Source organism: Mucilaginibacter paludis DSM 18603, from assembly GCF_000166195.2.
GTDB classification, from domain to species: domain Bacteria; phylum Bacteroidota; class Bacteroidia; order Sphingobacteriales; family Sphingobacteriaceae; genus Mucilaginibacter; species Mucilaginibacter paludis.
On sequence record NZ_CM001403.1, the window covers coordinates 2,931,060 to 2,950,679 of the forward strand.

14 protein-coding genes and 1 pseudogene are annotated in these 19,620 nt (G+C 39.8%); 11 read left to right on the top strand and 4 right to left on the bottom strand.

The genetic code is table 11. From position 1 onward, the window contains the following. Nucleotides 1–53: 53 nt before the first annotated feature. The gene (locus MUCPA_RS12250; protein WP_008506702.1) at nt 54–2,456 is read right to left on the bottom strand and encodes a glycoside hydrolase family 127 protein; all 2,403 of its coding nucleotides are present in this window, start codon (nt 2,454–2,456) and stop codon (nt 54–56) included. A 16-nt stretch (nt 2,457–2,472) separates the two neighbouring features. Continuing rightward, nucleotides 2,473–4,836, bottom strand: a complete 2,364-nt coding sequence (locus tag MUCPA_RS12255; RefSeq protein ID WP_008506703.1) for a glycoside hydrolase family 127 protein — start codon at nt 4,834–4,836, stop codon at nt 2,473–2,475. Nucleotides 4,837–5,123: 287 nt separating this feature from the next. Between MUCPA_RS12255 and MUCPA_RS12260 the strand changes: the two genes are divergently transcribed. Then, nucleotides 5,124–6,062: a dihydrodipicolinate synthase family protein gene (locus tag MUCPA_RS12260; protein WP_008506704.1), complete on the top strand. Its 939-nt coding sequence runs from the start codon at nt 5,124–5,126 to the stop codon at nt 6,060–6,062. An 851-nt stretch (nt 6,063–6,913) separates the two neighbouring features. Here the strand turns inward: MUCPA_RS12260 and MUCPA_RS12265 are convergent. Then, nucleotides 6,914–7,825: an IS982 family transposase gene (locus tag MUCPA_RS12265; protein WP_008506705.1), complete on the bottom strand. Its 912-nt coding sequence runs from the start codon at nt 7,823–7,825 to the stop codon at nt 6,914–6,916. Nucleotides 7,826–9,693: 1,868 nt separating this feature from the next. On the opposite strand from MUCPA_RS12265, the gene MUCPA_RS38860 reads away from it, so the two are divergent. From MUCPA_RS38860 to MUCPA_RS12305, 9 genes and pseudogenes are all read left to right on the top strand, one after another. Next, entirely contained in the window at nt 9,694–10,137 is a 444-nt protein-coding gene (locus tag MUCPA_RS38860) for an AraC family ligand binding domain-containing protein (RefSeq protein WP_233276866.1), read from the top strand. A 141-nt stretch (nt 10,138–10,278) separates the two neighbouring features. Then, complete coding sequence (locus MUCPA_RS38865; protein ID WP_262493006.1) at nt 10,279–10,596, top strand: helix-turn-helix transcriptional regulator; 318 nt, start codon at nt 10,279–10,281, stop codon at nt 10,594–10,596. 145 nt (nt 10,597–10,741) lie between these two features. Beyond that, on the top strand, nt 10,742–11,929 hold the full coding sequence (locus tag MUCPA_RS39540; RefSeq protein ID WP_394330558.1) for a DUF885 family protein: 1,188 nt from the start codon (nt 10,742–10,744) through the stop codon (nt 11,927–11,929). 62 nt (nt 11,930–11,991) lie between these two features. Then, nucleotides 11,992–12,438, top strand: a complete 447-nt coding sequence (locus MUCPA_RS39545; protein ID WP_394330559.1) for a DUF885 family protein — start codon at nt 11,992–11,994, stop codon at nt 12,436–12,438. A gap of 37 nt (nt 12,439–12,475) precedes the next feature. Continuing rightward, nucleotides 12,476–13,892 (top strand): annotated as a pseudogene (locus MUCPA_RS12290) (APC family permease). 190 nt (nt 13,893–14,082) lie between these two features. Next, on the top strand, nt 14,083–15,690 hold the full coding sequence (locus tag MUCPA_RS36990) for a putative Ig domain-containing protein (RefSeq protein ID WP_050982095.1): 1,608 nt from the start codon (nt 14,083–14,085) through the stop codon (nt 15,688–15,690). Next, complete coding sequence (locus MUCPA_RS36995) at nt 15,684–16,145, top strand: hypothetical protein (RefSeq protein WP_050982096.1); 462 nt, start codon at nt 15,684–15,686, stop codon at nt 16,143–16,145. Before MUCPA_RS36990 ends, MUCPA_RS36995 begins: the two co-directional genes overlap by 7 nt. A gap of 312 nt (nt 16,146–16,457) precedes the next feature. Further along, nucleotides 16,458–16,979 (top strand): helix-turn-helix domain-containing protein, encoded by a 522-nt coding sequence (locus MUCPA_RS12300; RefSeq protein WP_008503751.1) that lies wholly within the window; start codon nt 16,458–16,460, stop codon nt 16,977–16,979. Beyond that, nucleotides 16,901–17,800 carry an IS3 family transposase gene (locus tag MUCPA_RS12305; protein WP_157544057.1) on the top strand — a complete coding sequence of 300 codons (900 nt, stop codon included), beginning with the start codon at nt 16,901–16,903 and terminating at the stop codon, nt 17,798–17,800. Before MUCPA_RS12300 ends, MUCPA_RS12305 begins: the two co-directional genes overlap by 79 nt. Before the next feature lie 76 nt (nt 17,801–17,876). Here MUCPA_RS12305 and MUCPA_RS12310 read toward each other — a convergent pair whose 3' ends face one another. Further along, nucleotides 17,877–18,974, bottom strand: coding sequence for a HEPN domain-containing protein (locus MUCPA_RS12310; RefSeq protein WP_008506709.1), 1,098 nt, complete (start codon nt 18,972–18,974; stop codon nt 17,877–17,879). Nucleotides 18,975–19,103: 129 nt separating this feature from the next. Here MUCPA_RS12310 and MUCPA_RS12315 point away from each other — a divergent pair, with 129 nt between their 5' ends. Further along, complete coding sequence (locus MUCPA_RS12315; RefSeq protein WP_008506711.1) at nt 19,104–19,505, top strand: helix-turn-helix domain-containing protein; 402 nt, start codon at nt 19,104–19,106, stop codon at nt 19,503–19,505. Nucleotides 19,506–19,620: the final 115 nt, after the last annotated feature.

Genomic DNA, 19,620 nt, shown 5'->3' on the forward strand with positions numbered 1-19,620 from the left:
TCTAAAAGATTTTAACGGGATATCAATACAAGAGGCCAGGTTAGTTGAGGGTATTATTTAACAGCCCATTCGTGTATGCCAGTAGAGTTATCAACAGGCAGTTGAATCTCCATTTTCAAAGCTGTAGTATTTACCGGCTCAAAGGTTACCGTGTTAAAAGTATCCTTGCTTACTGTGTAAGGCGAGGTGTTTTTTACTGGTATCCATTGGCCGTCTTTTAAATAAAGTATTTTGTATGATACAGGTACGCGGCAGCCGCCCCAGGGTCCATCATCGTACCAATACACTTTCGATTCGCTTACCGTATGTTCGGCATTAAAGTTATACTGAACAAACTCGTTGGTATTATGTGCCGGCCACCAATGCAGGTATGGGTAGTTGGTATCGCCAGAACTACCGGGTTCGTATTGGTCTTTAATGGCACCATACATGCGCGAATTTCTTAATGATGATGTTACCGTACTTGTACTGGCAATGGTAGGCGCTGGTTTAGGGCTTGCTGCCGATGCTTCGTAAGGTACCCAAACGGTCATCTCGCTTGGGCCGCGGTTTGCCCAGGCGTAGTAAGGGATAGCTTTTACCTTTTGATCAGTTTCTATCAGCTTATCGCTGTTTAACTGCCTTTTGGTGCTTTTACCATCTGTACTTATCACATCTACGCCGTTTAACAGGTCTGCCTTATAATTGGCCTCAGTGAGCGCATTTTTATCAATTAAAATATTCTGAACAAGGCTGTCACGGTTATCTGGTCCTTCAAGGCAATACACTATAGGCCCGCGTTCAAATGCAAAACGACCCCTGTCGTCCTTTACTTTGTCATTAGCCAAAACCTTTTCAGTTTCTAAAGGTAAAGCCAGCGAAACCTTATCGCCTTTTTTCCAGTTGCGTTTTAAAACAGCATAACCTTTTTCGGTTACAAATGAGGTTGCCTTACCGTTTATGTATATCACTACCGGCAGCGGCGTTTTATCCATAAAGCTGTACAGATTACCCGGTACGGGTTGTTGTTTGGCCCAGCCCGGTATGCGTACCCTTAAAGTAAAGTCGGTTGTTTTTACAGGGTTAATGGTCATGTCAACCTGCCCCTTCCACGGATAATCTGTTTGCTGAACAATATTTACATTTCCCGATGCCAGTTTGATATTACTGGAGTTACTCATAAAAAGGTTTACATACAGGTCGTTTTTGTTTTTGGCATAAACATAGCCTGGCAAGGATGGTAAAAAGCGCGTCATGTTACTGATACAGCAGGCGCAGCTGATCCAGGCGCTGCGCTGGTGCTGAAACATAGATGCCAGTGGGTTAGGGTAAAAGAAACGATCTCCGCTTAAAGATACGCCCGATAACAGTCCATTATAAAGCGTCCGCTCCAATACATCGATATATTTGGCATCGCCGTGCAGTAAAAACATACGGTTGTTCCAGTATACGTTGCCAATAGCCGCACAGGTTTCTGCATACGCCGACATGTTAGGCAGCTGGTAGGCATCGCCAAAAGCTTCGCCGGCCCCGGTTGCACCTATGCCCCCGGTGATGTATAGTTTTTTATTAACTACATCGCCCCAGATATCGTCAATGGCGTTTAAATATTTGGTATCGCCGGTTAGCGCGGCAATATCGGCCATACCTGTGTACATATAGGCTGCACGTACAGCGTGGCCTTCGGCTTCGTGCTGGTCAACCACTTTTTTATTGGCTTGGTTATAAGCATCGCCTTTAGGTCCACGTACATCTAAAAAGAATTTGGCCAGGTCAAGGTATTCCTTTTTACCGGTAACGCGGTACATTTTTGAAAGGCCTATTTCCACAATTTGATGCCCAGGATATTCCTCAATTTTGCCCGGGCCAAAGGTTTTTACCAGCAGGTCGGCGTTCTTTATGGCGATGTTTAGAAACGTACGCTTGCCGGTAGCCTGGTAATGGGCAACGGCAGCTTCATACAGGTGACCACAATCATACAATTCATGGCTCAATATCTCCTCGTTCACCCAGCGCTTGTCGCCAATCCACTCGTGGGGTTTTTTAGCGTGCACAGTACGAAAAGTATACAGGTAGCCATCCGGCTCCTGGGCGGCGCCAATAATGCCTATAAGGGTGTCAATATATCTATCCAGCTTAGGGTTCTTTTTGTTTTGCATAGAGTAGGAGGCACCTTCAATAGCTTTATAAACATCCGTATCGTCAAACGGAAACTCGCTTAGCTTATCGCCATCCAGCTGTTTGCCTGCCCGTAAAAAGTTATCCATGCGACCATTTTTTTTGCACTGTGCAAGTACATAGGGTATGGTTACATTGGCATTAACCTCCATCTTGGGTTCCCAAAATTTATCATTTACATGTACACTGGTGAATGCCACGGGCTGTATAGGGTAATCTTTTTGTTGCCCAAACACCATGCTGCTTATTCCTATCATAGATAATAGCAAACCAGCTGCTTTTCTTTTTTTTATCATCATATAGTTTCTTGAATGTTTAATTTTTAACCACCCGGCAACCATAAACCGGGCCGGCGCTGTTGTCTTTTTTTGGTAATAGTTTCACGGTTACTTTTTGTTTGCCTTTGGTTAGCTCGATAGGGACAACGTAGCTGATATCATAAAAACGGCTTTCCTTGTATTGGTTCAAATCTTCGGTTGATAGCTTGATCCCATCTATCATGATATCAAATGTGCGGCCCCGGTTATCCATGCCCCAGTAGGTATTAATGAGGGTGTTTTGGCTGTTGGCATCAACCTTCATCTCGTACTGTAAATATCCGCCATTTTCGGTTGACCGCCATTTTTTCTGGTGATCCTCGCCGGTGATAGCGTTTTCGCCGGTAAAATTATGGTCGCGTTCGGGCTGCATTTCGCCTATGCGTAAAATATCTGTGGTACGGGCCTCCAGTTCCTGTAGCTTTTTGCGTTGCTCATCATAAGTTTTTTGTTGTACAGCCCATGATTGTGGCGTGAATACGTCCCAATAAACCGAGTAGTATTCATTTTTGGTTTGGTTAAAAGGAATTAGCTTAACATCGGTTGGTTTAGCAATACCTGTAGCATCAAAACTCAATTGCTTTTTATCCACCATTTTCAGCCACTTATTAGGGTCGGTTTCGCTGGTGACAATTACGGGCACACCTTTAAGCGGATCGGGTTCGGCATTACCTAAAATGCCGGCCAGTAAAACAGGGCCATAGAATACTGCGCGCCTGTTGGCATTATCGGGCATGGCTTCGGTGTGAATATTCTCGGGCATGATAAATTCAATTTTATCGTTGTTCTTCCATTTTCGGTTTATAACCAGGTATCCTTGTGCATCTGCAGTCACCTGTTGTTTTTTCCCGTTTACTCCTACAGTTGTATTGTCGGCCCATTTAGGTTTACGCACCCGGATGGCCATGGCAACAGGTTTTAAGGTTGTCACCGTTAGCGTTGTTTTATCGCTTTGGGGTAAGTTGCTTTCTTGTGTTATAGACAACCCTTTTTCTTTCCAGTTTAATACTGATGGAATAAATAAATTCACATACAAGCTGCCATCGGCACCCCTAAAGTAAATGCTTTCGTTGTATTTAACATGGTTTTCCATCCCCGAGCCAACGCAGCAGGTAAAAGTATCAAAGGGACTGCTATATTCCTTTTTGCCGCCCATTCTTAATGGCACAAAGTAGCACATCATACCTGTTTCATGGTTTTGCGATGCCAGGATGTGGTTATATAAGGCTTTTTCGTAATAGTCCATTAACTTAGCAGATGGCTCAAGCGCAAACAAATGCCGCGTGAGTTTAAGCATGTTATAAGTATTACAGGTTTCAGTAGTGTTTTCCGTAAGCTTATCGTTTAGCTTGTTGGGTTCGCTTAAATACTCATAATTGCTATTGCCGCCGGTGGCATAAGAATGGTTGTTTACAATGGTTTCCCAAAAAAACTCGGCTATGGCCTTGTCTTTTTTATCGCCGTTAAGTTCATAACGCCTGGCGCTGGCAATTATTTTAGGTATTTGGGTGTTAGAGTGTTTGCCTGGTAATATATCTTGTTGGTTGGCCAATGGATCTAATATGCGCTTGTCATAAAACTTGTATGATAGGTCGAGATATTTTTTATTTCCATTTATCGCGTATAAGTTAACAAGGGTTTCTGCCATGCCGCCGTATTCGCACAAAAGCATTTTTTGCAGTTTCTCGTCGTCAAGGTTTTTAAGGGTTTCGCCGGTCCAGTCGGCCATACCCTTGCATACATGAAGCGCCTGTGTGCTGTTACAATATAAAAATGCATCCAGTAATCCTGCCATTACTTTGTGCACAGTGTACCACGGCGACCAGCCCCCATTTAAATCGAACCCACGCGAACGGATATCGCCCTTCGCTACTTCGGCCCAAACCGTATCTTCTTTCGGTATAGCGCCTACATAACCGGTTTTACGCGCCACCTGGCATTCTCCTAATTCTTTAACGATATAGTTAACCCGCTTTAAAAATTCGGGGTCGCGGGTTGCTGCGTAGTGCATCGATATTGCCGATAAGTAGTGGCCAAGGGTATGACCGGCCAAACCGGATGATTCCCATCCTTCATACATTTTGCCTTTAGGCTTTAAACCAGAGTGGGCACGAAAGCCCGATAAAAGCCTGTCAGGTTCAATTGATAGCAGGTAGGCGGCATCAACCTCCATAGCCTGTTTAAAGGGGCTGTTAAGTAATTTTACATCTTTTAAATTAAAAGTGTAGGCTTTGATCTCGGTTCGAGACATCGTTACAATTCTCTTGTCTTTCCATTCCGGCACATACGATTGAGCAAGTACGGAACTGGCTGTAATACAGCCAGAAAGAATAAAAATATTTAATTTTAGCCACTTTTTCATTATAGTAACAGTTTACTTTATACGCATCTTCATAATAAGCAACCAAGTTACTCCAACATTATGATCCTATATTTTAAATACTTTGCTATAGATAGCAGGATATTATCCTGTTTAAATTTAACTACAGCAGTCGCTATAGTAATTAATTTTTAGATTGATATTTCATGAGTCTTTTTTGAAATGCATTTTAAGTTATGTAAACATTTTGGTAATATGTAACCATAGTTCGGTAATTTCATCAAACAATGGGCGCAGTATCAGTATAACTTTGGTGAAAACAATACGAAATGATAACTTTTGACTGGAAAGGCGTATTCCCTGCGGTAACCACCAAGTTTACCGATAACGACGAATTGGATTTTGATGCTTTTGATGTAAACCTTGCCGCGCAGCTGGAAGCTGGCGTTGATGGTTTGATTTTAGGCGGTTCATTAGGCGAAGCCAGCGTGCTGAGCGATGATGAAAAGTTTTCGTTGTTAAAACATACTATTGATTATGTTGACGGCAAAGTGCCTGTAATACTGAACATTGCCGAGCAAACCACTAAAGCAGCCGTAGCTTGTGCCAAAAGAGCGTTTGATACTGGTGCCGATGGTTTAATGTTATTACCGCCAATGCGCTATAACAGTGAAGAGCGCGAAACCCTTGCGTATATAGGCGCGGTTGCCGAAAGTACCCAACTGCCTATTATGATTTACAATAATCCTGTTGATTATAAAATTGAAGTTACCCTGGATATGTTTGAAAAACTATCGGTTTATAAAAACATCCAGGCGGTAAAAGAATCAACCCGCAATGTATCAAACATTACCAAAATGTTTAACCGTTTTGGCAACCGCTATGCTATATTTACCGGTGTTGACCCGCTGGCTATGGAAAGCATTGTCATGGGCGCCGATGGCTGGGTTGCAGGTTTGGTTGATGCCTTCCCTAAAGAAACCGTTGCTATTTACCGTTTGGTAAAAGCAGGCAGAATTGCCGAAGCTTTAACTATATATCGTTGGTTTTTACCGGTATTAGAGCTTGATATTCATCCAAAACTGGTTCAGTACATTAAACTGGCCGAAGTTGCAACCGGCATAGGTACCGAAAATGTACGCGCACCACGTTTGCACTTAATTGGCGAAGAACGTACCAAAGTGTTAAAAATCATCAATGATGCACTGGCCGTTCGCCCTGAATTGCCTGTTGGCAGCTGGGGTAAACTAACCGAAGTTGAGGCTTAAGAATCACATCAACTGTAAGTAAATAATTAAAGCTTTTAGCCGGACCTCAAGATTTAGCCTTTACATGATTGGTCCAGAGCAAACAACCCGGCTTTTATTTCAACATAGTTAAGAAAAGCATCTGACCTCGTAAAAAACTTAAAAGGATGATATTGTGAAAACTAAATATTTATTAAAATATTGTTTTTGATTAAAATCCTATCGCATTTAACATGAATAAATACATTCTATTCTTACTTGTTGGTGCAGCTTTTTATCTCTCTGGATGCAAAAAATCTGCTGACAAAACCAAACTATTGATAGTTAATCAAAAAGCGAAAAAGTAATCAAGTGAAAACTGTATTTCAATATAGCCAACAGAACAGTAACTATCACGACAGATTTAGGGACAAAAAAAATCAAATTTGCTAATCGTGAAGCGTGGTTCGTTGCGAGTTAACGACAATCTTTCACAAATTTCAGTGTCTGCTTACCCCAAACATCATTTCAATTCAATGTTCAGCAACCGTAACAATCAGCAGCGAGCCTCAAGTTGAGGATCTTCCTATTGTGAAATTTATTTCGTCTGTTAGCGAGGCCACGGGCTCAATTGACAACTACAACATATTCTGTAGTTACGGGAAATTCTGTAACCTATTATAACGGCGTGATTAGTGACTTTCATTGGTCTGTCTCACCTAAATTACCAAATAAATTTACTTATATTTCTCGGTATGGTTCAGTTTATTATCGATCCACAAATCAAAATCGAATCTCGATAAATCAAGCTTATAACGATGAGTGGTCAACATCAAAGTTGGTCACAGCTAATTAATGAATAATCAAAATACTAAACATAACGTGAGTTCGGGTTAAGCGGCCAATAAAAGTTGATTGTCGCTCTCATCAAAGATAATATTAAGGGATGGTTTTTTAGAGAAGAAGTGGTAGGCGCACAACACTCCCATTGTATTCATTAAAAAGTTGTTGACGGATCGATGGCGTGTGTGCTGGAGTTTGCAGATGTTCTTCAGTTCATCATTTACACACTCGATTATAGCCCTTTTCCGGAGCATAATCTTATCGGCCTGAGAGATATTGAATTCCTTCATGTTTTTGCGTGGCTTGGTAATCATTTGAATGCCGTTGCCCCAAAGCAGCTCTGCTAAAGCCTTTGATATGTACCCCTTATCGCCAAACAATTTACCGAAGATATCCTGTGTCATCGATGTCATTACTTTTATATCCCGGTCGTCTACGTTGCCCTTGGTGAGGTAAAATGACAGTATTTCGCCTTTGTCATTGATAATCAGGTGTAATTTGAAGCCATAGAACCATCCTATGGAGCATTGGCCCCTTTCTGCTACCGAGGCAAAGACCTTGTGGTTATGGATGCGCCTGTTATGGCAGACTTTAATGTGGGTCGAATCAACAAAGTTAATACCCCTTGAGCGCCCCATGCAACAAGTTTTCAGAAACAGCATCATGGGTACAGCTACCCTTGACTGCAATTCAACAAAGCGGTTGTAAGAAACCAGCCCGGGAAAATACCCCCGGTAATGGCGGCAGATATGTTCGAGGTAAAAATGCTTAAGGTTAGTGAAATATCCGCTATGAAAAGCGACCAGGATGGTAATGATCTCGCTGTCGGCGAGGGATGCTTTCCTGTTCCTAACCTTATAAGGGCCTGCATCTAATTGGTGTTTAACTATTTCGACTTCATATTCTTTGCAGAAGTCATCAACCTTAACGAAAATTTCGATAATTTTATCAGGAGTAAGCATAGATTGTTGTTCTTTAAATTAGTCACTTAAATATAACAAAATATACTTACCCATTGATATTCAAATAGTTAATAATTAATTATTACCCTAAAACACTTCCTCTTATCCCGAACTCACGTTAAACATAAGTTACTTTATGATTATTAAACACATCTCCACGGAACTTGTAGACTACCGACTTAATGAGTCAATCGTTGTATCACCGGAAACCAAATTTGATTGGATGATAGGCAACACCCCAAAAGTATCTAACGGAAACAAATTACCTTATTGCTTTATACTTGATTGGAATATTATTCATCGGAATAAAAACACGCATGATTCTATAATAGAATGTAATGTTAGATGTCTGATGGAATTTGACGTTGAAACAGAAGGAAAAGACAGAAAAGACCTCGCTTAAAACTGCCATACGAAAGTTTGGCTCATGTTTGCCTTTGGCAGATAATTGAATATGGTTGTTACAATAGATGAAAACATTTTATATTTAATCAATAATGAAAAAATCATGAACAAGATTTGTAAATTAACAGTTATATTGACGGTTTTTATATTCGCAATGGGGTGTAAAACGCAGAAGGAAGGAAATTCATTTTCAAAAAATATCTCCAACACGTCAGCTTCTACTATTCGAATTCGTCACATCCTTACGGATAGTACTGAAACAATTATTACGCCTTATAGTACAAAAGTTATAAAGAGAAAGCCTGTTGTTAACAAAACAAAAACAGTAGTGTCGCGCAAGGGAGATACGGTGTTTACGACTTTCAAATTGACATCGACAGATACACTTCACACCCTCATAAGAAAATACGATTATAGTATCGCTTTTTTTGACTACCAAACACTGGTCGGTCTAATGTTTTTGATTTATCGGTTTGTCGTCGTATTTACTTTACTTATTAGTCCTTATTGCTTTTGGAACATAGTTACCAGCGTAGTATCGAAATTAAAATATTTGCTGTCATTGATTGTAGGGTAAATGTTATTTGTTTAATGTAAAGCAGCCAGCTCAAGCTATGGAAATTCCTACCTTGTTGGCCGTAGCCTCAGTTACCATTACCCCGATTAAAGGTTGCTTGCGGTACGCAATTACCAAGGAGCTGTATAAATCGACATTCATATTAATCTGAATTAAGTTAAGGGTATTGTAGAATCGATACCAAAATATCTCGGCGCTAAAATAGGGAGGCCTGACTAAAAAGAAATCTCGTTTGGGTTCGGCCTTCAATTTGCTGATGACTGCATTACATCAGCCTTATTGATATGTTCGGTAACCTGGTTATACCTACTGGACCACGGAATGATGAGCCTGGAATTAGGCCAGGCGACCGGGTTACTGGTGCAGCAAATTATTTCTGGATTTTAAATAGAAACGTTAGTTCTCGCTAAGCCTTAAATTATTGTATTATCTATTACTCTTTACTGTCATAAAGTCTATTTCGGTTGATTCTTTAAAACCGAAATTTGAGCAACTGCAATCCACAAATCATCTATAGTTTCTAACATTAAAATTTATTGATTATTACCGGTGACTAATGAACAGATTGATCAGTGCGTTTAGCGAAGACTTTCTTGATGCTCGTGTAAGTTAACAGAATTATATTTCGGGTAAACCGAATTTAAACTTGGAATGTATAAGAGCAAATTCTTGCTGTCAGTGTAATTTCCGAGGTTGCCTTCTATTAAGCGTAATTTTTATAAGTGTGATAATTACATTTAAAAGGGAAGTTCATTAATTACTTCCACGGAAACATAAAAACATAATCATATTTTAACCCATTACCCCCTTAATTTATCTCCTATGAATTAAAATTTGCTTTGGGTTTATTAATAAGTGTAAATTAAACAATCAATGATAAACTTTTATGAAAGTATTACAATTTACTATCCCTGTCCCTTATGACAAAAGTGTTATTGTCGAAACTGTCTGTCAGTCGTACCATTATCCTTACCTGCACCGGCATAAAGAAATTCAATTAACTTGGATTAAAAAAGGTGAAGGTACTTTGATAGCGGGAAATAATATGCATGAATATGTATCCGGTGATATGTTTCTTATCGGTGCCAACATGCCCCATGTTTTTAAGAGTAACCCCGAATATTTTGTTGCTGATTCAGGTAAAGGAGTAGAGTCGCTCACAATTTTTTTCAGTGCTGATGTAACTTTGCCAAGTATCTTTTGTCTACCGGAAATGAAAAAATCTGCATCCTTTATACAGCAACATACACAGGGTTTTAAATTCCCTAATTATATCAAGGAAAAGGTATCGGATTCCATGATCAATTTACAGCATAAAACAGGTGTTTAACAGTTGGTCGCGTTTTTTAATCTTATAGGAACAATCACCAATATAAAAACTAAACTCGATCCATTATCGACATATGGTAATCTGCCGGCTATCACAGACCATGAGGGGATTCGTATAGGGGGTATTTATAATTACATCATGATGCATTATGGAGATGAATTAACATTACAGGATGTTGCGAAGGTTGCATTTATGACTCCTGAATCCTTTTGCAGGTATTTCAAGAAGCATACCGGGCATACTTTTGTGTCTTTTTTAAATGAAGTAAGGATCAACGAGGCGTGTAAAAACCTAATCACACACCGGTTTGAAAATATAAATTCGATTGCCTATAAATGTGGGTTCAAAAGCATAACAAATTTTAACAGGGTATTTAAACTGGTTATTGGCGTAACCCCAAAGGTTTATCTGGATAATTATCATAATAACATTGTCATACTAAATCGTACAGCCAGTTGATTTCGTCAAGCTAATTTTTACATAAAAACATCATTAAGTGATTCATTCAACGTATTATAAAAAAAAATTAACTTATTTAATAATTATCTCGTTGCTTCTGATACCTACAATTTGCAAAGCGCAAAGCAATACACCATCGAGACTCATGTTTGAACAGGCCAGCGAATTAACCGGGAAGGTGGTTCAATATAGCCAGGACATGAAAGCTATCAAAGGTTTCTATTCCCCCTTTATTATAAATGAACACAGCGAAGATCAAACTAAATTAGACGTACTTAATTCTCCCGAACAAAGGGAAAAGTTAATCGGGTCATGCTATAACTATCTAAGGCAGTTGGAAGAATTTGATTTTGCATCCTTAAGTATTTATGGGAAGGTCGATTATATTTTACTGAAGAAGAAAATCAAATACGATTTATATGATCTCGAAAAGGAGGACGGCGATTATCTGAAAATAGCTAAGTATCTTAAATTCTCTGATAAAATTTACAGTCTTGAAAGTAAGCGTCGCCGTGGCGATTTTCTTGATGGCAAACAGGTAGCGGAGGAAATGGTCTTAATACAGAAGGCGCTTAAAATAGATTCTGCTGCATATTCAAAAATAATTTCTATCGATCTTCCGCTAGCACAGCTTGCGCAAAAAGCGCTAACCGGGTTAATTGGAAGATTAAAGGATTTTTTTTGTTTTTATAATACCTATGACCCGGAATTTACCTGGTGGGTGCCGCAACCCTATCAGGCGCTGAATAGATCGCTGACCAATTACAGCAATTATGCATTAACGAAAGGCAGATTAGTCTCCGCTCAAAGACCAGATAGCAGCGGGATAAAGGGAGTACCTATAGGAAGGACTGAATTGATTAGACAACTCCAGGCAGAGATGATTCCCTATACGCCTGAAGAGTTAATACAACTTGCTACTAAGGAATTCGCATGGTGCGATGCTGAAATGTTGAAAGCATCGCGCGAAATGGGTTTTGGTGATGACTGGAAAAAAGCCCTGGAAAAAGTAAAAAACAGTTATGTCCCCGTCGGCCATCAGCCAGAACTAATTATAAAGCTGTATAACGATGCCTTGAATTTTATTAAACAACGAGATTTAATCACCATTCCATCGCTTGCGGAACAATCCTGGGGAATGGTGATGATGTCACCAGAACGACAATTAATTAACCCCTTTTTTACAGGGGGGAAGGAAATAAGTGTTTCTTATCCGGCCAATACGATGGAAGCCTCGGATAAACTGATGAGTATGCGAGGAAATAACCCTTACTTTTCGAGGGCGACAGTTCAGCATGAACTTATTCCGGGTCACAATTACAATATTTTATAAACAACAGGTATAAAACATACAGGCAGGATTTTGCAACCCCATTTGCCGGCGAAGGCTGGTCGTTGTATTGGGAATTGTTATTGTACGATAAGGGATTTGCAAAAACTCCTGAAGAGCGTGTTGGAATGCTGTTCTGGAGGATGCACCGCTGCGCCAGGATCCTATTTTCATTAAACTACCACCTCGGTAACTGGACGCCACAACAATGTATTACTTTTTTAATTGACCGGGTTGGCCATGAAAAAGCTAATGCAGTTGGCGAAGTCAGACGATCATTTGAAGGCGGATACAGCCCGTTATACCAGGTTGCGTATCTCGTCGGTGGCCTTCAGCTTATTGCATTAAAGGTAGAACTTGTTGATAAAGGTACGATGAGCTATAAGCAATTTCATGATGCTGTTATCAAAGAAAACTTGATTCCGGTAGAAATAGTAAGGGCAACATTAACCAATCAGGATTTGTCAAAGAATTTTATAACCAGTTGGCGATTTTACGACTTGGCAAAATAAATAACTAAAATATTTCTTAACTCCTATACCCTCTCTGATGGATAATTATAAAACGTTTAAACCTTCCCTAAGGCTTATCGACGCAACAATGCTTGTTGCCGGTAGTATGATAGGTTCCGGAATTTTCATTGTCAGCGCTGATATAACCAGAAATGTTGGGAGTGCCGGAGGTTTACTATTAGTATGGCTTTTAACTGGATTTATGACACTTACGGCCGCTTTAAGCTATGGTGAATTAAGCGCCATGTTTCCAAAAGCGGGCGGGCAGTACGTTTACTTGAAAGAAGCATATGGACCGTTAGTTGGTTTTTTTATATGGATGGAGCTTTTTCATCGTTATACAAACGGCAACTATTGCGGCTGTAGGAGTTGTCTTTGCAAAATTCGCTGCATATCTGGTTCCGAAGTTTAGTGAAGATTTCATTGTAGTTAAATTTGCAGGCTTGGCCCTATCGCCTGCTCAATTGTTATCTATAGTTGTGATCGTTTTGTTAACTTTTATCAATACGCAAGGCGTAAAAAGCGGAAAAATTGTACAAACTGTTTTTACAGTAGCTAAACTCTTAAGCCTCAAGGGCTTAATCGTCTTCGGACTGTTTGCTGCAAAAGCATCACTTTGGGATAGCAATTGGCAAATGCCTTGGAGAATAGGTAATTTAAAGGCCAATGGGTCTATCATATCTTACACTACCCTTGCTGCTCTTGGCGCTATTGCATCGGCTATGGTGGGTTCTGTATTCAGCAGCGATTCCTGGAATAGTGTCACTTTTATTGCGGGCGAAATAAAAAATCCTAAAAGGAACGTTGGGCTTAGTCTTGCGCTGGGAACAATCATCGTAACTGTTATTTATATCCTGACAAATTTAATGTATTTAAGTGTGCTGTCACTTCATGAAATAGCTACTGCTGATAAAGACAGGGTTGGGGTACTGGCCTCACAAAAAATTTTTGGCAGTTCCGGAACAGTTATTATCGCGTTGCTGATCATGGTATCAACCTTTGGGTGCAATAATGGACTTATCATGTCTGGCGCGCGTGTATATTACTCTTTGGCCAAAGACCGTTTGTTTTTTAAACGTGTAGGAACGCTTAATGCAAATGCCGTACCGGCGTTTGGTTTGTGGCTACAATGCATTATTGCCTGTTTATGGAGTCTCAGTGGCAAGTATGGAGATTTGCTGGATATGATTTCATTTGTTGTAGTCATGTTTTACGTACTTACCATAGCCGGTATATTTATACTGCGAAAGAAAATGCCTGATGCCGACCGTCCATATAAAGCATTTGGTTACCCGGTTTTGCCTGTTGTTTAGATGGTTTTGGGCCTTGCATTTTGCCTGCTCCTCATTAAGTATAAGCCTGCGTATACCTGGCCTGGGTTAATCATTACCGTGGCTGGTATACCGGTTTACTATCTTATCAGTGCAAGCGATAAAACAGCGCTCCGATCTTAAAATAGTATAAGAAACAATAAATAATATAATGAAAAAAAATGCTTTCGCTATTATACTACTGTGCTTTTTTGTAAGGGTCAACGCTCAGAATGGGAAGTATATAAGCTTAAATAACGCCAAGTTTTCTACTGGTGACGATCCAGAATGGAAAAGCAATGACTTTGCCGACCAGAAGTGGCGAGATGTCTAAGTGGGGGAAGTATGGCAAAGTCAAGGCTTTCCCGACTACCATGGATTTGCATGGTATCGCATCCATGTAAATATTCCCGTTGCTTTAAAAACCAATGCGGTCTGGAAGGATAGTATCCGCCTTTTTCTGGCGCACGTTAACGATGTCGATGAAACCTATTTTAATGGCACTTTAATCGGAAAAACAGGTGGGTTCCCGAATGATAAAGGGGGGTATATCAGTAAATGGCCGGCTGTAAGAAATTATTGTATCGCGTCAAGTAATCCGCTGATAAAATGGGATGGTGAAAACGTTATCGCGGTAAAGGTTTATGACGGCGGTGGATCAGGTGGCATTTTTATGGGTAGCCCGTTTATTGATATGCTCGAAAAGTTTGACGGGATTGAATTTAACATATCTGCAATTCAATTTTTACCGGGCAAGAAAGCAAAAAGAACCCTGTCCCTTATCAACAGGTTTAATACTGTAATTTCAGGCGACCTTCATTATCAGGTGGTTGACGAATTGTACCGAAAAATTATAAACATTCAAGCAATAAAGATAAAGCTCAATCCATTTGAAAGTAAAAATTTGATATTGTCTCTTCCCCACCGGGAGGAAATAAGGGTAATTTATGATTTTAGAGAATCGTCCTCTGGTAAGACAAAGTCATTTACCGAAGTAGCACCATACCTGCTTACCCCTGTTGAGCCGCTTAAACCTATCGTAAATGGTCCGCAAATCATAGGAGCGCATCCCGGTTCGCCAATAATTTATAAAATCCCGGCAAGCGGTCTAAAACCAATGATTTATGCCGTTGACAATATTCCGGCCGGTTTGTCTTTTGATCCACGGAGCGGGATTTTAACCGGCACTATTTATAAGGCCGGAAACTATAAGGTGATTTTGCGTGCAAAAAATACTAAGGGAAGCGATAAGAAAGATCTTACAATAATGTTAGGCACTAGGTTAGCACTTACGCCGCCTATGGGTTGGAACAGTTGGAATTGCTGGGGCCTAAATGTAAGTGAAGAAAAAGTAAAAAGTTCTGCTAAGGAAATGATCCTTAACGGACTGGCAGATTATGGCTGGAATTATGTTAATGTGGACGATGGGTGGCAAGCGCCGGAACGTTCACCCTCAGGGAAGCTATTACCAAATTCAAAATTTGCTGACATGAAAGGTCTCGGCGACCTGCTGCACGGGGCTGGTTTAAAATTTGGTATATACTCATCTCCCGGAGCTAAAACCTGCGGCGGCTTTTTAGGATCCCTAGGGCATGAAAGAGTAGACGCCGATACTTATGCTGCCTGGGGTGTAGATTATTTGAAATATGATCTTTGCAGTTACTCGGACAATACAGCTGGCGATACCACTCTTTTTGCGCAGCAAAAACCGTATATGGTTATGCGCGATGCGCTGAAACAGCAACACCGGGATATGGTTTACAGCATTTGCCAATATGGAATTCACGACGTGTGGAAATGGGGAAGAACTATGGATGGCAACCTATGGCGAACGACTGAAGATATCACTGATACCTGGGAAAGTTTGCGTGATATTGGTTTTAGCCAGGCCGACAAATCGCCTTATGCTAGCCCGGGGGGTGGAATGATCCGGATATGCTGATTGTGGGGCAGGTAGGCTGGGGCGAAAACCTTCATTCTTCTAACCTTACGCCCTATGAACAATATGCGCACATCAGTTTATGGAGCCTGCTATCGGCTCCATTGCTAATCGGGTGCGATTTGAGTAAACTCGATGCCTTTACCTTGAATTTGCTGAAAAACAAGGAGGTAATAGTATTAGATCAGGACACTCTTGGAAAGCAGGCAATCCGAACTGTTAATATTGGCGGTGTACAAGTATGGGAAAAAAAGCTTTCGGATGGCGGACTTGCCATAGGCGTTTTTAACCTGAATGATAAATATTGCCGATATACCTTACGTTTAACGCGTAGAAAACACCCGGTAAATATTATACGGGATTTATGGATTCAAAAGGACGTTAAAAAAAATGTCGGCACTGTGTTGTTTCAAGTGCCACCTCATGGGGTCAAGCTTCTGAATATTAAAGGCAGTTAGTATCATTAAATATGGTCAAATGGTTGCTATGTTAGGATAAATTCCAACGTTAATTGACACCTACAGGTGATTACTTTTGAATTAGTTTTGTGAATAAAAGTGTCTGTGTTCGTCAATTTATCTTTTATCGAAAATAATAATGCATCTTATACAATAATTTATTTAATTGTTAACGATGGGAGTTAGTTTTTTCGTCAAGGTCAATTCTTACAAGACAGTTATAGTTAGTTAGTTAGTTAGTTGATTAAGATGGCCGTCTCAATTTGAAGTGAACCCCAAAAGTTAGACAAAAACTTTTGGGGTTTATTATTTATGTCAAAGCACACATTTGAAGAGAAACTTGATGTAGTTTCTCAAGTAAGAAAGGGAAAGCCGATTCTACGGATATCCCGCGAACGCCATATCCGTGAAGGCATGATATTGGAATGGGTTCGGAAATATGATCTTTATGGCGAAAGTGGGCTGCTCAAACAACCTAACGTCAAGCCCACGCCTGATTTCAAAGAAGAAGTTGTAAGGCTTGTCATAGAAAAAAAAGTACCTTTAAATCAGGTTGTTCTGGAATATAGATTAAGCAAGACTGCTTTAGAGCGCTGGGTAAGATCAGTACGGGTTGAGGGATATGCAGTACTATACCAGCAAAAGAATCCTGGACGACCACCTAAATGCATGGGAAGATCAAAGAAGCTTGAACCTGAAACAGAAGTAGAGAAGCTCCAGGCGGAAAATAGCCGTTTGCGGGCGGAGAACGCACTATTAAAAAAAGTCACGGCCTTAGTCAAGGAAAAAGAAGCCCGCGAACGCATGAGTGGGCAAAAGCCATCGAAGAACTAAGGCCCGAACATGATGTTTCAATTCTATTGGATTGCAAACAGATGGCTCGTTCTGTATTTTATTATCATCGCAAGCGCCTAAATGATGATAAATACAAGCATGAAAAAGAAGAGATCGCAAGTATATACCACTTGCATAAAGGCAGATATGGTTATCGGCGGGTCACCGCCGAAATGAAGAACCGGGGTTATAGCATAAATCACAAGACTGTCCAAAAATTGATGGGAACATTAGGCCTAAAATGCAATATCAGGAAAGTAAGTTATCGCTCATACAAAGGTGAGGTTGGTAAAATTGCCCCTAATGTACTTGAAAGGGATTTTGAGGCAAATCTGCCTAATCAGAAATGGGCTACGGATGTCACTCAGATGAACATTAAAGGGGAGAAGATCTATTTATCTCCTATAATTGACATGTTCAACGGGGAAGTCATTTCTTATAGTATTTCAAAATCTCCAAATATGCAGATGATAGATGAAATGTTATATGAGGCTTTTGATAAAGTGAAAGATATAAGGGGACTTATTTTTCACTCTGACCAAGGGTGGCAATATCAACATTATGGATATAGAAAGGCTTTGGAAAAACATGGAATTATTCAAAGCATGTCCAGAAAGGGAAACTGCTTGGATAATGCCTTGGCCGAAAGCTTCTTTGGGATCTTAAAGACAGAATTACTGTACAAACAGAGCTTTGAAACTGCGGAAGAATTTATAACTTCGTTAAAAGAATACATTCATTACTATAACAATGAAAGAATAAAAAACAGGTTAAATGGAAAGAGCCCGGTGGAATACCGAGCTCTCGTACAAAAAACTTAATTTTGTAAACTGTCCAACTTTTTGGGGTCACACCAAATAATAACAGCCTCCTTTTTTATTTTTTTGGCAGCCATTGTTAATCCTTTTCCTCATTTACGGTATAAACATTTCCGATTGCAGCCTCGCCAACTTTTGTGCGTAAGGCATTAATCCAATCAAGACAAAGGTTTTCGGCTAAATTCACAAAGGCATCAACCCGTTCCAATATTTTAATAGCAATATTCTTGTCAACTCTGAAGTTCTCCGCATAACGAGTGTCTCCGTAGCTTTCGCGAAGTATTTTAAATAACCTGACGGATTCTTCATCTTCCGCTAAAAATAGTTCTGCGGGTTTATCAGAGAAACATTTACAGAGGTTTAAAAGACGGGTTAGGTTATGCAAATCGATCCGGTAACCCATGTGAACTTTAATAAGTGCGATACAGGCTTGTTCAACCGCCTGATGAAGCAAAAAAACACCGTTTTCAGGGTATTCCTCAATACGAATACAATTAACCGCGCTATATAAAAATCCGGTTGACATTTTTATGTGGTCATGAAAACGTTTTTCCGCTTTCTGAAGTGTATTAGCTGGGTTTAGCGTTGGAAACACTACGTCAAGGTGGTTAAGCTTATCATGGTACATTTCCAAACCGCCTAAACATGCTGCAATGAAGAATCTGCTGCCTTGCGCCACGGCCAGACGAACATTTTCAAGGCTGTGCGATATAGCTGTTACCTTAAAGCTCTTATAATGTGAGTTGATGTAATCTTGTATTTCGTGTTCTACTCGTTCGCTGCCTTTGGTAATAAATAGAAAAAAGAAATGCAGGTCAATGTAAGAGGAAAACTCTCCGAACTTGCTGAAGTTGTTAGTTATTGTCCCTTTATGGGCAAAGCAAAAAACATGCGTTAGATCAAATTTTTGAGCGAGTAACTCAATTAACGCAGACATCTCTTTAGATTGTTCTTCCGACATGTAGTAGTCGGAGACAATTTCCTCTAATGGGAATTTTTTATCTATGGCTTCTTTAAGCGTTTGTCCTTTCTCACGTTCTGCCTGTAGCAGCCGTTTGTATAAAGATTCAGTAAGGTTTTCTGAACCCATGCTAATATTGGAGACGGTCAGGCCGTCAGTATCCATTCCGGAAATATTCAATATCAGTCTTCCACCTGAAAAATTAATAACATTCATATTTTCTGAATTTTAATTAAAGATTTAATCAAAATTCAGTGGTCTAAGTTGTGTGCCGAACCCAAACAAAGCGTATTTTACTCATAAGGGTGTTATCTTTACCGTTATAAAATCTTTGTATATTTGGTCATGGAAACATCTGCTAAACCATCAAATAATCATATAGGTAGGAAAATCGGTCGTATCCGTGAACTACGCGGTATTAAACAAGAAGTGCTTGCTGCTGAATTAGGCGTGAGTCAACAAACTGTTTCGCGCATGGAGCAAAGCGAAACCATTGAAGATGATGTTTTAGAAAAGGTTGCTAAAATTTTAGGTGTTTCTAAAGAAGCTATTGATAATTTTTCCGAAGACGCTGTGGTCAATTATTTTAATAATACTTTTCATGGTAGCAATCATGGCCCTTTTTATCATTGCACTTTTAATCCATTGGATAAATTATTGGAAATGGTAGAGGAAAATAAAAAGCTATACGAACGTTTGTTAGCCAGCGAGAAGGAGAAACTTGATTTATTAAAAGATAAGAAATAAGTTTAATAGCAAAAGATTTCCATCCAATCGCTTGAAATAGAATAATTTTATAAATGATGCATGTATTATTTGTAAATATTTTTATATAAATTTAAACTCCTAAAACTTACACCTA